Genomic DNA, 14,823 nt, shown 5'->3' on the forward strand with positions numbered 1-14,823 from the left:
GATGAAGAAGATTATATTTCCAATAGTATTAATCGCACTGATCAGCAGCATGGGTTTTTCGGGATGCAATTCCAAAAACAAAAAACCGGTTGAAACGGTGCAGAAAGCAGAAATTTCACTTGAAGATTCTTTGCTGAATCTGGTGCAATACCAAACCTTTCAGTATTTCTGGGATGGTGCAGAACCGGTTTCAGGAATGGCACGCGAGCGCATTCATATGGACAATGTGTATCCGCAAAACGATCAGAATGTGGTTACACTTGGCGGCTCGGGATTTGGCGTAATGGCCATTCTCGTTGGTATCGAACGCGGATTTATTACGCGTGAGCAGGCGCTGGAACGTTTTCAAAAAATCGTAGATTATCTCGGAAAAGCCGATCGTTTCCATGGTGCGTGGCCACACTGGCTTGACGGGCCAACTGGGAAAGTAAAACCATTCAGTAAAAAAGATGATGGCGGCGATTTGGTGGAAACTGCTTTTATGATCCAGGGATTACTGGCGGTTGCCGAATACTACAAAGACGGAAATGAAGCGGAGCAGCAGCTGGTTGCCGATATTCAGCAATTGTGGGAAACCGTTGAATGGGACTGGTACACCCAAGGAAAAGATGTTTTGTACTGGCACTGGTCGCCCAATTACGGCTGGGAGATGAATTTCCCGGTTGGTGGTTACAACGAATGTCTGATCATGTACGTTCTGGCAGCTTCATCGCCAACGCATCCAATCTCTCCGGCCATTTACGATAAAGGCTGGGCGCTTAACGGAGACATTGCAAAAGACACCATTTATTACGGCCTGAGTACCGTTCTTAACTTTTACGAACACAACGACGATCCGATCGGGCCACTTTTTTGGGCACATTATTCGTACCTTGGTCTGAATCCGAAAGGGTTAAAAGACAAGTATGCCGACTACTGGAAACTAAATGTAAATCATGCTACGATTCACTATCGTTACGCGCTTGATAATCCTAAAAATCATAAAGGATATGGCGAGAATCAGTGGGGATTTACGTCAAGTTATTCCATGAACGGTTATGCCGGGCATCATCCGGGGGAATCGGATCTTGGAGTGATTTCTCCTACCGCTGCACTTTCATCGTTTCCTTATACGCCAAAAGAATCGATGAACGTTTTGAAATACTTATACCTGGAAGCCGATTCACTCGTGGGAGAATACGGTCCGTATGATGCATACAGCCAAACAGAAAACTGGTATTTGCCACGTTACCTGGCCATCGATCAGGGACCAATTCCGGTGATGATTGAAAATTACCGCAGCGGACTTTTGTGGAACCTATTCATGAAAAACGAGGATGTGAAGAAAGGATTGGCAAAATTGGGATTTGAAACACCGTAACTGATATACTAAGAAGCAATGCAAACCTTAAAAAAACTTGTTGGAACTTTCTTAATAGCCCTGTCAATCATTAGCAGCGGCCAGGCCCAAATTATCATTCCAAAAACCTATTGTAATCCGCTGGATATAGATTACACCTACATGGTTTACAATTCGGCCCGGAATATTTCTTATCGATCGGGTGCCGATCCGGCAGTTATCGAGTTTCGCGGCGAATACTACATGTTTGTTACCCGCTCGTTTGGCTACTGGCACTCAACCGATTTGGTGCATTGGAATTTTATTAAACCTCAGCAATGGTTTTTCGAAGGTTGTAACGCACCAACAGCTTTTAATTACAAAGATTCGTTGGTGTATTTTGCCGGCGATCCGGCGGGTTACGGGAGTATTCTTTACACCGACGACCCCAAAAGCGGCAAATGGACACCAACGCCATCTATTTCAAATAATATTCAGGATTCAGAGCTTTTTATTGATGATGACGGCAAAACCTATTTGTATTGGGGATCATCGAATGTGTATCCGATTCGCGTAAAAGAATTAAACAAAGATGATCGTTTTTTGGAAACCGGAATGAAAAAAGACCTGATAAACCTGGTGGAGGAAGAGCACGGCTGGGAGCGTTTTGGAGAGAATAACTTTCATCCAACTTTAAAAGAAGGTTACATGGAAGGTGCCTCAATGACCAAACACAACGGCAAATATTACCTGCAGTACGCTGCACCGGGAACACAATTTAATGTTTATGCCGATGGCGTTTACATCGGTGAATCGCCACTGGGCCCGTTCACCTATATGAAAAACAACCCGATGAGCTTTAAACCGGGTGGTTTTACCAACGGCGCAGGGCATGGAATTACGGTGAAACAAACCAACGGTCAATACTGGCATTTTGCTACTATGGCACTGGCTTCAAATGCTCAATGGGAACGTCGGTTGTGCATGTTCCCCACCTATTTCGATGACGAAGGCTTGATGCATTCGAATACGGCTTATGGCGATTATCCGCGTTTTGGCCCCGATCATCCCACAAAAGCCGGCGAGCATTGCGGCTGGATGTTGTTGTCGTACAAAGGAAAAGTTACCGTTTCATCGTCGTTACAACAGATCATGAAATTCACCTCAAATAATGATGAGGTGGAGGTACACGAATTACCGATTGAAAAGAATGACAAAGGTGAAATTACCGCCAATGTGCTGACCGATGAAAACCCGAAAACATTTTGGGTGGCCGAAGCCAACGACAACAAACAATGGATAACTATTGAAATGCAAAATCCAGGAAATATTTATGCTTTTCAACTGAATTTTCACGATTATGAAACGGGTATTTATACACGCACCGAAGGCTTACGACATCGTTTTGTAATCGAAGTTTCAGCAGACGGAAAAAACTGGCAAACGGCGGTTGACCGTAGCAACAGTTACAAAGATTCACCGAATGCATACATCGTGCTGAATCAGCCGGTGGAAGCAAAATTTGTTCGCTATAAAAACATCAAAGTTCCGGGAAAAAACTTTGCCATGAGCGAGATTCGGGTATTTGGTTTAGGACTCGGGAAGAAACCTGCCGAAGTAAAAGATTTTCAGATAAATCGTGAAGATGACCGCCGGGATATTTCCTTCTCGTGGAAACCGGTAAAAGGTGCGCAGGGATACAATATCCGTTGGGGAATTGCACCCGACAAACTCTACCAGTCGTGGCAGCTATACGATACAACTGAGCATTTTATGCGCTGCCTCGACCGCAATACGCCCTACTATTTTTCGATTGAAGCATTTAACGAAAACGGAATTTCGGAACAAACGGAACCCATTAGAATTAATTAGAAACTTTTAAATACTATAGATATGTCACGCTTTTTACTATTTGTTGCAGTACTATTTTTATTCGCCGGATGTGGAACACCGACGAGCAACTCAGATGATTCCGAAATGGATGTTTTTGTTTCCGATCTGATGGCCCAAATGACTGTCCAGGAAAAAATTGGTCAGTTGAACCTGATTACGCCGGGAGGTGGAATTCCAACAGGATCGGTTGTAAGCACCGGAGTTGAGGAGAAAATAAAAACCGGGAAAGTAGGCGGTATTTTTGGTGTTTACGGACCGGAAAAAACACGCCAGGCACAGCAACTGGCTGTTGAAGAAAGCCGCCTGGGAATTCCGATGATCTTTGGTTCCGATGTTATACATGGATACAAAACCACTTTCCCGCTACCGCTTGGACTAGCCAGCACCTGGGATATGGAATTGATAGAAAAAACTGCTCAGATTGCGGCGAAAGAAGCAACCGCCGATGGTATCTTCTGGAACTTCTCGCCAATGGTTGATGTATCGCGCGATCCACGTTGGGGGCGTATTTCTGAAGGTGCCGGTGAAGATCCGTACCTGGGTTCCGAAATTGCCAAGGCAATGGTAAACGGATACCAACAAAACGACCTGACCTCAACTACAACGATGATGGCAACCGTAAAACATTTTGCCTTGTATGGGGCTGCAGAAGCCGGCCGCGATTACAACTCGGTTGATATGAGTCACCTGAGAATGTTCAACGAATATTTCCCGCCATACAAGGCTGCAATCGATGCCGGAGTTGGTTGCGTAATGTCGTCTTTTAACGATGTTGACGGCGTGCCCGCCAGTGGAAACAAGTGGTTGCTTACCACCGTTTTGCGCGATATGTGGGGATTTGATGGATTTGTGGTTTCCGATTACACTTCGGTAAACGAAATGATCGCTCACGGTTTGGGCGATTTGCAAGAGGTTTCGGCGCTGGCATTAAAAGCCGGTTTGGATATGGACATGGTGGGAGAAGGATTTCTGACCACGCTGGAAAAATCGCTGGAAGAAGGCAAAGTTACCGAGGAAGATATTAATAAAGCGTGCCGTAGAATTCTGGAAGCAAAATACAAACTGGGACTTTTTGACGATCCATATCTTTATTTTGATAACTCGCGTCCCGAAAATGATATTCTAACTGATGAACATCGTCAGGTGGCACGACAAGCAGCTGCCCGTTCGATGGTACTATTGAAAAATGAAAACCAGTTGCTACCGCTGAAAAAGACAGGAACAGTGGCTTTGGTCGGACCGCTGGTTGACAGTCGTAGCAACATGCTTGGAACATGGGCACCAACAGGAGACTTCAATCTTTCAGTTACCGTTTTGGAAGGATTCCAGAATGTGGTTGGCAACGATGTGAATATTCTTCATGCAAAAGGTGCTAATATTAGCGACGATCCTGCATTTGCAGAAAAAATAAATGTATTTGGCCCGAAGATTTTTATTGACGAACGTTCGCCTGAAACTATGTTGCGCGAAGCTGTATCTGTGTCGCGAAAAGCAGATGTGATTGTTGCAGTTGTTGGTGAGGCCACTGAAATGACGGGAGAATCATCAAGCCGCACGGATATTACCATGCCTCCGAGTCAAAAGAAATTGTTGCGGGAACTGGCCAAAACAGGAAAACCACTGGTTGTGGTAAATATGAGTGGTCGCCCAATGGAAATTAGCGAAGAAGTAGAGCTGGCTGATGCTTTCGTGCAAATGTGGCATGCCGGTGTTGAAGGTGGAAATGCGCTGCCCGACGTTTTGTTTGGCGATTACAATCCATCCGGTAAACTTACAGCAACTTTCCCTGTAAATGTTGGGCAAGTGCCGATTTATTACAGCGTTCGAAATACCGGTCGCCCGCAAGATGGCGATACCTTTCAAAAATTCAAATCGAATTACCTGGATGCGCCCAACTCGCCGCTTTTCCCCTTTGGTTATGGATTGAGCTACACTTCATTCGAGTTTAAAAACTTAAGTATCGACAAAGCCACAATCGCCAATAACGAAGACGTAAAAGTGTCTGTTGAAGTGACCAACACCGGCGATTTTGATGGCGAAGAAGTAGTGCAGTTGTATATTCGTGATATGGTGGCCAGCATTACGCCACCGTTGCGTTTGCTCAAGGGATTCGAAAAAGTTTTCGTTCCAAAAGGTGAAACTAAAACAGTGGAATTCACTATCACCAACGACGATCTGGCATTTTATCATTCGGATTTGTCGTTTTATGCCGAACCCGGTGAATTTGAAATTTATGTGGGAGGTGATTCGAACGCCTCACTGGCAACAAAATTTACTTTAGAATAAGAATCTAAACCAACTAAAATGAGAAGTTTATTAGTACTAACACTTTTTGCATCAGTTCTGCTTTTGGAAGCTTGTTCGCAAAAAGAAAGTGATCTGCAACGCCCAAACATTATTTTTATTATGAGCGACGATCATGCGTACCAGGCCATTAGCGCCTACGACGATAAACTGATCCAGACGCCAAATATCGACCGGATTGCCGACGAAGGGATGTTGTTTACCAATGCCTGTGTTTCCAACTCGATTTGTGCGCCGTCGCGGGCAACTATTCTAACCGGAAAACACACGCACATTCACGGAAAGATCGACAATAACTTTCCTTTCGACACAACCAATGTTACTTTTCCGCAGTTGCTGCACAATTCCGGCTATCAAACGGCTATGTTTGGAAAGCTGCATTTCGGAAACAATCCGAAAGGTTTTGATGAGTTTAAAATCCTTCCCGGACAGGGCGATTACTACAACCCCGATTTTATTACCAACACCGGCGACACCACCATTCAGGGTTATGTAACCGACGTAATTACCGACCTTGCCATCGACTGGATGGATAACCGAAGAAAGGAAGACAAACCTTTTTTAATGATGTACCTGCACAAAGCGCCTCATCGCGAGTGGTACCCTGCTGAACGCCATTATAAGGAGTTTACCCAAAAGACTTTCCCCGAACCAGAGACTTTATTTGACGATTACAAAGGACGGGGAACAGCAGCGAAAGAGGCCGAAATGAACCTGTTAAAACACATGACCGTTTCGGCTGATAATAAAATTCACCCCGAGTTGGCCAAAGAGCTGGGCGTTGAGGAAATGTCGGAATGGGGATTTAACGTTTTTAAAAGTAAATACGCCCGTTTTACCGATGAGCAAAAAGCCAGTTGGGATGCGGTTTACGGCCCAATAAACGAAGAGTTTGCAAATCTGTACCCTACAATGAACGACTCGGCTTTTATGCGTTGGAAATACCAGCGTTACATGCAGGATTACCTGGGCTGTATTGCATCGGTTGATGAAAATGTTGGCCGTTTGCTCGATCACTTGAAAAAACAGGGATTGGATGAGAATACCATCGTCGTTTATACCTCTGATCAGGGATTTTATCTGGGCGAACACGGCTGGTTCGATAAACGTTTTATTTACAACGAATCGTTTAAAACACCGCTTTTGGTAAAGTGGCCGGGAAAAATTGCTCCGGGATCGGTTTCGGATGAAATGGTGCAGAACCTCGATTTTGCACAAACTTTTCTGGAGGCTGCGGGTGTTAATGCTCCATCGGATATGCAGGGCGAAAGTTTGATGCCGCTTTTGGTTGGCGACACGGCCGCCTGGACACGCGATGCTGTTTATTATCATTATTATGAATATCCGGGATTCCATATGGTAAAACGGCACTACGGAATTGTAACCACCGATTTTAAACTCGCACATTTCTATTACGATATTGACGAGTGGGAATTGTACGACCGCAAAAAAGATCCGTTGGAACTGAATAATGTGTACGACGACCCGGCTTATGCCGATGTGGTTACTACATTGACCAAACAATTGCAGAATTTGCGTGTGCAATACAAAGACTCGGAGGAACTTGATGAGGCTTTTATTCAAAAATACAAAGACAGAGGCCTGATAAAATAAAGATTTACCAAGGTCTTAAAAAAGAATATCGGCAAGTTGCTAATCATTTAGCTTGCCGATTTTTTTATTCCCATTAGTAAAGGACAAGGTTCTATTGCACCTGAGCGGTAGAAGGATCCTCAACCCGAATTATATCGCCTTCGTTAACTCCAGAAATAATTTCGCAGTAGTCTTTACCAATGGTCCCCAGAACAATTTCGGTGCGAATTAGCTCATCATTTTTCTGAACCAAAACATCAAAATGTTGGGATAATTTCATTCCCGGCAACTTTCGTATGCGCAACACATTCTCTTTGTCGTTGGCTTTTACCAGCAACTCAACATTTTCGCCCCCTGCCAGTTTTTGCTGATTGTTTTCATCAACAAAAACATCAAACGATACCGACTCCGAATTTTCATCGTCGTACACCTGGCCAATGGTTCCCATAAAAGTTGCGTTGTTCACGGTAACTTCCACTTCTCCCCCGGGCTGAATTAGTGCGAGTTTATTTTTACCGGCGCTTCCAATAATTTTAGAGGTGCTTTCATCGGCAATTTTTACCAGCGCCTGGTCGAGTGCAACATAATCGCCCACATTCCCGGCAACTTCCAGCAAAATACCCGAAACCGGTGCTTTTACATCCGTTTTTTGCAAAATAGCGCGTTGTGTTGCCACACTCTTTTTAAACGACTGAATTTGTAAGGCCAGGTTCCGCTCATCCATTTCCAACTGCTGCAATCGCATCGAATTCTTTTCTGCCTGGTTGTTTAAATCCTGCTCGGCCAACAATAGGTTTTGTTTTATCTGATCAACCCGCGCCTGCGATGTGCCGCCTGCTTCCAACAGTTTTTCCTGCTGTTCAAGCGAATGGCGCATATTCTGAACGCGTGCTTTTTTTGCCTCTTCACCTTGATTAAGATCGAGCTGAATGCTTTTTACATTTAAGCGGTTTTTCTCAAGGGCATTTTCTTTTTGCTGTATCTGGTTATTCAGATCGGCAATTTCGTCCTGTATCTGGTTTTTGTTGAGCTGTAGAATAAGTTCCCCTTTTTCAACCCGCTCGCCGGGCATTTTATGCACGGTAACCACCGAGTTTCGCAAGGGATTTATTACCGATACAACATTGGCCGCACGAACACTTCCCTGGCATTTAAACGAAACCACCACCGGGCCACGGTCAACAACTTCGGTTTTAATAATTGATTTATCCGAATTCCCTTTACAGGCAAACAATACGCTCGCCAAAATTGCCAGAAGGCCAAAAACAAATAATCGGGACCTGTTATGCATAATGATTCCAGTTTTATAAAAAGTTAACCAAATGTACAAAAATGCAGACACAAAAAAAGACAGCACTAATTCGGCTGCCTTTTCTTTTATTTAAAATTTATTACTTGTCAATCTTTTCAACATATAATTTTTTAATGGCGCTTAAATAGTCAACATCCATCTTATCGGAGAAAATACGAACGGCTTCAACAAGCTTACCATCGATATAAAACGAAGCATTGGCAGCATCAAACTCATGCCCTTCCCAGTTGTACTTCACATCCATCGAAACTTTTATAAACTCCTCCGAGTCGAGATATTTAGGCACTTCAATATAAGCAAAAGTAGTATCCTGAGCATTCAGAAAAATTCCATCGGCCAGTTTTTCCAGCTCAAGAAATTTAACGATCTTAACATTGGCTTCCAGCGTTCCTTTTAGTTTCTTTTTCATCAGAAAATGAATCCCCTGATCCACATAAGCTTCCTGAATCTTTACCAACAAATCAAGCGATGGTAGGTGTTTTATCCGAATCGCATTAAGAAAAGTTGAGCCGATAGACATGTAGGCTTTCCCGGCATCAAAATTCCAGTTGTACTTTTTCTCAATCGCTTGTGTGGCTCTCAAAACTTCCTCCAGCGGATATTGTTTATCCAGCACCAGGTAAATGTACAACGACCCCGGATCGGTCGGCAGGTTATGGTAGTATCCGGGAAACGGATTTAACGATTCGAACACCAGGCTTTCAGGAAGAATTTTTTCCTCAACCGAAACAACCATATCTTTTTTTGTGAGGTTTACGAATACCTCCATCTTTTTATTTCCCATGATTGATATCTTTGATTTTTTATTTTTAACAATAACGTATGGCAAGCCAAGTAGTTCAATTCGCACATATAGGCAAGGTAACATTTTCTCAAAACCAGCGATCTAAAAATATTAAACTTAGCGTAAAACCCGACAAATCGGTGCTGGTTTCTTTTCCTTTTTTTATTACACCAAAAGAGGCAATGGCTTTTGTGGAGAAAAACCAGCAATGGGTTTTAAAGCAGCAGGAAAAGATGAAAGCCCGCTCAACAAACGTAAAACCGGGCACCGTAATTGAAACAAAACTGCATAAAATACGCATTGTTCAGGGCGAAAAAAACGATGCTAAACGAAAAGGCGATAGCATAATAATTTCGGTTTCGGATTTTGAAAATGAAGAATCGATTGCTTTTATCGATCAAATTGTAACCGCTGTTTACCGCCATGAAGCCAAACGTTTGCTTCCGGTCAGAATTTCCGATCTGGCAAAAAAACACGGTTTTAGCTACAGCAAAGTAACCATCCGAAATAACCGTCGAAACTGGGGAAGCTGCTCATCAAAGAACAACATCAGCCTGAATTTGCAAATGATGAAACTGCCCGTAAAACTGATCGATTATATTTTGCTGCACGAGTTGGTGCATACCGAAGTTAAAAATCATGGCCCAAAATTCTGGGAACGGCTAAACCAGATAACCGATGGCAAGGCGCGCGAACTGGCACGCGAAGTGAAAAAATACTCCACTTACACGCTGTAAACAACACATCAGCACAAAAGCGGAGTTAAATAAACCTCAATTTTCGGCACTATTACCGCGGTAGCGCTCCACAACTGAAAAAGAGAATCTAAATTTGTCGTGTAATTTTAAAAGCCAAGGTTTGAGAGCATTATTCATACTGCTTTTAATTTATTTTCTGACAGGGATACTACAGATAACCGGAGACAATTCATTTCCGATAAATGACATTGCTTTTTCCGCAGAAACGGACACGATAGAAGTTGAATGTAGTGTATCGTCAGATATTGATTTGTGCGAATCCTTACTGGAATACCAGGAAGATAACCACAACAAAATCTTTGCATTTCCGGTACAAAGAGCAACTTCCAAAACCTTCCCCGAAAGTTTAAACAGTTCAGACAAAAGAGCAATAACTGCTGTTTTTAAGCCCATTCTTATACTTTATACCAACCTCCCGCCGCCCGCGTATATCGCATAAAATTTCAGATTGTTGCATTATCCCGCCGATTAAGGGATGATTTGGATTGGCTAATCACTCTATCATTTTGTAAATTCATACAGCCATCGCAACACATTTATTTCGAATGCAATACGCATTTTAAGCATGAACTTAACTAATGCAAAGCAGCAACTTTATACATCATTGCCACGTTAAAATCCTTTTGTAATCAATGAAGCACTTTAAAATAAATATCGCTTTAATTTTACACATTATTTCGATCGTAATTACGTTTGAAAGTCTGTTTATGCTCTTTGCGCTTATCGTCTCATTTATTTACAAAGAGAGCGTTTTTGCCGATCTGTCGCACACTTTTCTAATTACATTTGTTTTAGGTGTTGTTTTAAACCTGCTTACCAAAAAACAACGGCAGGTAGAACCTTCGTTGCGCGAGAGTTTTATAATTGTTACGCTGGCCTGGGTGGTAATGGCTTTGGATGGTACACTCCCCTATTTGCTAACCGGCAGTATCCCGAATTTTACCAACGCCTTTTTCGAATCGATTTCCGGGTTTACCACAACAGGATCGTCGATTTTGGCCGACATTGAAGCGCTGCCCAAAAGCATTCTGTTTTGGCGTGCCGAAACCCACTGGATTGGTGGAATGGGAATTATTGTTTTAGTGGTGGCCATTATGCCGTTTCTGAAAATTAACGGTATTTACCTGTTTTACTCCGAAGTGTCGAGCGTGGCCTCCGAAAAAGTATCAACACGAATACGCCAAGTGGCGCGCCGCTTATGGTTGATTTACATGGGGCTAACCGTTGCCGAAACCATCATTTTATGGTTTGGGGGCATGTCGCTTTTCGATGCCGTTTGCCATTCGTTTGCCACCATTGCCACCGGTGGTTTCTCCACAAAAAACGACAGCCTGGCCGGTTTCTCGCCATTTATACAATACACGGTAACTTTTTTTATGCTGCTTTCAGGAATCAACTTTGTGGTGCACGTTTTCTGGTTACGCGGCGATTTTAAAACGGCTTTTAAGAACGAAGAACTCCGGCTGTATTTAAAAATTATTTTGGTTGCCGGAACGATCATCACCCTGTCACTTTTCTTTCATCACCAGGATATGGGATTCGAACCGGCTTTCCGTCATGCCTTTTTCCAGGTAATCTCCATCATTACGGCAACCGGTTTTGCCACTGCCGATTATTTACAGTGGCCCCTACAATCTATCGGAATAATTGCGATACTTATGTTAATCGGGGCCTCGTCAGGATCAACCGGCGGCGGTGTAAAAGTTATCCGCCACCTGGTAGTTTTTAAACACATACGCACACTTTATAAAGAATATTTTTCTTCAAGCGCAGTGGTACGTGTGGTTCATTACAACAAAAATATTGTACGCCCCGAGCTCATTAACCGGGTTTTCACTTTTGTTCTTTTTTACTACCTGATCCTCATTATAAGCACCATGATAATGATGCTGTGGACTAACGACCTGAAAACCTCGTTCGGTGCCGTGGCAACAAGTATGGCCGGCATTGGCCCGGGATTTGGAACTGTTGGCCCGGTGAGCAACTTCCTGCATTTACCCGATGGTGCCAAATATTTCTTAACCGCGCTAATGGTGATTGGCCGTTTGGAAATTTATTCGGTGCTGGTACTTTTCACTCCGTCGTTCTGGCTGGATTAAGGAGAGTTCAAGAATTTTACCCCATAGGAAAATCAGGTGGATTATAATTTTGAAACGCCTCCAAATCGATTGAACTTTCTGCCTGCCGGCGGCCTTCATCTTTGCCTTGAAGCAAAGACGAAGCAGAAAATTCAAGGCTGCTTTTAGTCCTTCCCTTACGTTTTGTAAAACCTAAATTCGGACGGGTGATCTCCTCGATTCCTCGGAGCTTCCCGCTCTCATTAAGGTTTCACTTCAACTCCAGGCAACGACCAAAAGAGGCCGTCCACTGCAGTAACATCGAAGCCTGGCCTCGTCCGGTGAGCCGGAAAACAAGCGGTGATGGCGTTAAAAAATTACTGTTGTTTGAGGAGGTACGACGAGTTTCAGGAATTTTAGCAGTCATCGCGTAGCTTTTCCGAGAGAAGCGGACGCAGCCTTGACTTTTGTGTTTACTATTTGTGTCAAGACAAATAGTAAAATCCGTCTGATAAGACAAAAATTTGTTTCTTTTAATTGGATAACATTTTATATGCTTGCTCCTTCAAAAATTTCATGCGAACCATAATTTCTTATACATTCGTGCAAGAATTTTTTGAGATTATGAATTGGAACACCCTACTTTCGCCCAAACGACTGGGCAGCAAAGGCACCTTAGGCCCCGTAACAAACGAAGACCGCACGCAGTTTCAGCGCGATTACGACCGGATTATTTTCTCGTCGCCATTTCGCCGGATGCAAAATAAAACGCAGGTTTTCCCGCTGCCCGAACATATTTTTGTGCACAACCGCCTTACGCACAGTCTGGAGGTAGCCAGTGTTGGCCGCTCTCTCGGTAATTTATTGTCGGAATACCTGTTGGAAATCCATCAGGATAACCCGCTGATCCACGAAATTGGAACGATCGTTTCAACAGCTTGTCTGGCCCACGATTTGGGAAATCCGCCGTTCGGACACTCGGGCGAAGCCGCCATTTCAAACTATTTTAACAAAGCAAGCGGCCAGAAATTCAAAGACCAACTTTCGGAAGGCGAATGGAAAGATTTTACCTGTTTTGATGGAAATGCCAACGCTTTTCGCACACTCACCCACCAGTTTAACGGCAAACGCGAGGGTGGTTTTGCCTTAACTTACTCAACGCTGGCCAGCATTGTAAAATACCCGTACGAGTCGGTAAAAGCTACCAAACCCAAATTTGGTTTTTTCCAGTCGGACAAAGAAAATTACTACCGCATTGCCACTGAACTGGGAATTGCACAACGCGAAAATGGAAGTTTTGCCCGTCATCCGCTGGTGTACCTGGTGGAGGCTGCCGACGATATTTGCTACCAGATTATGGACCTGGAAGATGCTTTTAAACTGGGCATTTTAAACTACGACCGCATTCGGAGTCTTTTCCAGAATTTCTTTGCTGAAGAGCGCATTGAACGTTTTGAGAAAACCTTTACCCAGGTAAGCGACATAAACGAACAAATAAGTTACCTACGTGCCAACGTGATAGGTGAGTTGATTTACCGTTGCATTGATATTTTTAAAGCTAATTACGATGCCATTATGGCCGGGACTTTCACCGGCAGCCTTATCGATCAGCTTCCGGAAAAGCAAGCCGCCGCCATGAAAGAAGTGCAGCGCATTTCGTTCAGCGAGATTTATGCACACCGCTCGGTTGTTGAAATTGAAATAGCAGGTTATAAAATTATCGGCACGTTGTTGGAAGAGTTTGTTGATGCCATTATGAATACCGACAAAAAAGACAAATACAGTCAGAAAATATTGTCGCTGCTACCCGGCCAGTACACAACCGACGATGATTCGGTGTATCTGAAAATTCAATCGGTAGTTGATTTCGTATCGGGAATGACCGACATTTTTGCCCTCGACCTGTACCGAAAACTTAAAGGAATTAGTATCCCCGGAGTGGTTTAGAAAGTTCACAGTTTTCAGTCCCAGTCAACAGTTGGTTTAATTTCTAACTGAAAACTGAGACTGAACACTGAAACTATCCTTCCAGCAAGTTGTCGAGCAGACCACCGCGCGCTTCTTTTCGGGCATTTCCTCCTGCGGGCGATAATTCAGCAATTAATTTACGAATTGGCATACTTTGCAACCACACTTTTCCGGTTCCGCGTAAAGTGGCCAGAAATAATCCTTCGCCACCAAAAACCATCGAGCGTAAACCACCTGCCTGTTCAATACTGTAATCTATCGAAGTTTCGAAACCAACAATACAACCGGTATCAACACGCAAAGTTTCGTTGTTCAGCTGTTTTTCAATTACGATTCCTCCGGCGTGGATAAAAGCTTTTCCATCGCCATCCAGCTGCTGAAGGATAAATCCTTCGCCACCAAAAAATCCGGCACCCAGTTTACGGTTAAACGTTATCGAGATTTTTGTGCCCAATGCTGCACACAAAAAAGCATCTTTTTGTACGATAACTCTTCCACCAAAATCAGGAAGATTCAAGGGAATAATGGTTCCCGGATAAGGCGCCGAAAATGCCACGTGCTTTTTCCCCCAGCCCTGATTGGTAAAATGCGTAAGAAACAGCGACTCGCCACTAATCAAACGCGATCCGGCAGATAATACCTTATCAAAAAAACCGGCTCGCGGATTTGATCCATCTCCCATTCGGGCCTGAAAATCAATACCATCTTCCATGTACAACATGGCTCCGGCTTCGGCAATTACCGTTTCGGCCGGATCTAACTCAATTTCAACCAACTGAACATCGTGCCCGATGATCTTATAATCAATTTCATGCGAATTCATAGCTTAAATTTTA

General features: G+C 43.6%; 11 protein-coding genes. 8 read left to right on the forward strand and 3 right to left on the reverse strand.

Features of this window, described 5'->3' with window-relative positions:
* The first annotated feature begins 1 nt into the window (after nt 1).
* From BMW53_RS08305 to BMW53_RS08320, 4 genes are read left to right on the forward strand one after another with little or no spacing between them, the layout of a single operon-like run.
* On the forward strand, nt 2–1,360 hold the full coding sequence (locus tag BMW53_RS08305) for a glucoamylase family protein (protein WP_038558334.1): 1,359 nt from the start codon (nt 2–4) through the stop codon (nt 1,358–1,360).
* An 18-nt stretch (nt 1,361–1,378) separates the two neighbouring features.
* Nucleotides 1,379–3,190 carry a family 43 glycosylhydrolase gene (locus tag BMW53_RS08310; RefSeq protein WP_038558332.1) on the forward strand — a complete coding sequence of 604 codons (1,812 nt, stop codon included), beginning with the start codon at nt 1,379–1,381 and terminating at the stop codon, nt 3,188–3,190.
* A 21-nt stretch (nt 3,191–3,211) separates the two neighbouring features.
* Nucleotides 3,212–5,497 carry a beta-glucosidase BglX gene (gene bglX / locus BMW53_RS08315; RefSeq protein ID WP_074780490.1) on the forward strand — a complete coding sequence of 762 codons (2,286 nt, stop codon included), beginning with the start codon at nt 3,212–3,214 and terminating at the stop codon, nt 5,495–5,497.
* Between the two features lie 18 nt (nt 5,498–5,515).
* The gene (locus BMW53_RS08320) at nt 5,516–7,129 is read left to right on the forward strand and encodes a sulfatase family protein (RefSeq protein ID WP_038558330.1); all 1,614 of its coding nucleotides are present in this window, start codon (nt 5,516–5,518) and stop codon (nt 7,127–7,129) included.
* 91 nt (nt 7,130–7,220) lie between these two features.
* On the opposite strand, the gene BMW53_RS08325 is transcribed toward BMW53_RS08320, so the two are convergent.
* Together BMW53_RS08325 and BMW53_RS08330 are read right to left on the reverse strand one after the other, a co-directional pair.
* Nucleotides 7,221–8,399: an efflux RND transporter periplasmic adaptor subunit gene (locus BMW53_RS08325; RefSeq protein ID WP_139178063.1), complete on the reverse strand. Its 1,179-nt coding sequence runs from the start codon at nt 8,397–8,399 to the stop codon at nt 7,221–7,223.
* A 100-nt stretch (nt 8,400–8,499) separates the two neighbouring features.
* Nucleotides 8,500–9,204 carry a hypothetical protein gene (locus BMW53_RS08330; RefSeq protein WP_038558326.1) on the reverse strand — a complete coding sequence of 235 codons (705 nt, stop codon included), beginning with the start codon at nt 9,202–9,204 and terminating at the stop codon, nt 8,500–8,502.
* Between the two features lie 38 nt (nt 9,205–9,242).
* On the opposite strand from BMW53_RS08330, the gene BMW53_RS08335 reads away from it, so the two are divergent.
* From BMW53_RS08335 to BMW53_RS08350, 4 genes are all read left to right on the forward strand, one after another.
* Nucleotides 9,243–9,941: a M48 family metallopeptidase gene (locus BMW53_RS08335; RefSeq protein ID WP_038558324.1), complete on the forward strand. Its 699-nt coding sequence runs from the start codon at nt 9,243–9,245 to the stop codon at nt 9,939–9,941.
* Nucleotides 9,942–10,062: 121 nt separating this feature from the next.
* Nucleotides 10,063–10,401, forward strand: coding sequence for a hypothetical protein (locus tag BMW53_RS08340; RefSeq protein ID WP_038558321.1), 339 nt, complete (start codon nt 10,063–10,065; stop codon nt 10,399–10,401).
* A gap of 193 nt (nt 10,402–10,594) precedes the next feature.
* Nucleotides 10,595–12,061 carry a TrkH family potassium uptake protein gene (locus BMW53_RS08345; protein WP_038558318.1) on the forward strand — a complete coding sequence of 489 codons (1,467 nt, stop codon included), beginning with the start codon at nt 10,595–10,597 and terminating at the stop codon, nt 12,059–12,061.
* Nucleotides 12,062–12,643: 582 nt separating this feature from the next.
* On the forward strand, nt 12,644–13,966 hold the full coding sequence (locus BMW53_RS08350) for a deoxyguanosinetriphosphate triphosphohydrolase (protein WP_217642911.1): 1,323 nt from the start codon (nt 12,644–12,646) through the stop codon (nt 13,964–13,966).
* A gap of 73 nt (nt 13,967–14,039) precedes the next feature.
* On the opposite strand, the gene BMW53_RS08355 is transcribed toward BMW53_RS08350, so the two are convergent.
* Entirely contained in the window at nt 14,040–14,810 is a 771-nt protein-coding gene (locus tag BMW53_RS08355; RefSeq protein ID WP_038558316.1) for a TIGR00266 family protein, read from the reverse strand.
* Between the last annotated feature and the right edge of the window lie 13 nt (nt 14,811–14,823).

This window comes from Draconibacterium orientale (assembly GCF_900111425.1).
Lineage (GTDB): Bacteria > Bacteroidota > Bacteroidia > Bacteroidales > Prolixibacteraceae > Draconibacterium > Draconibacterium orientale.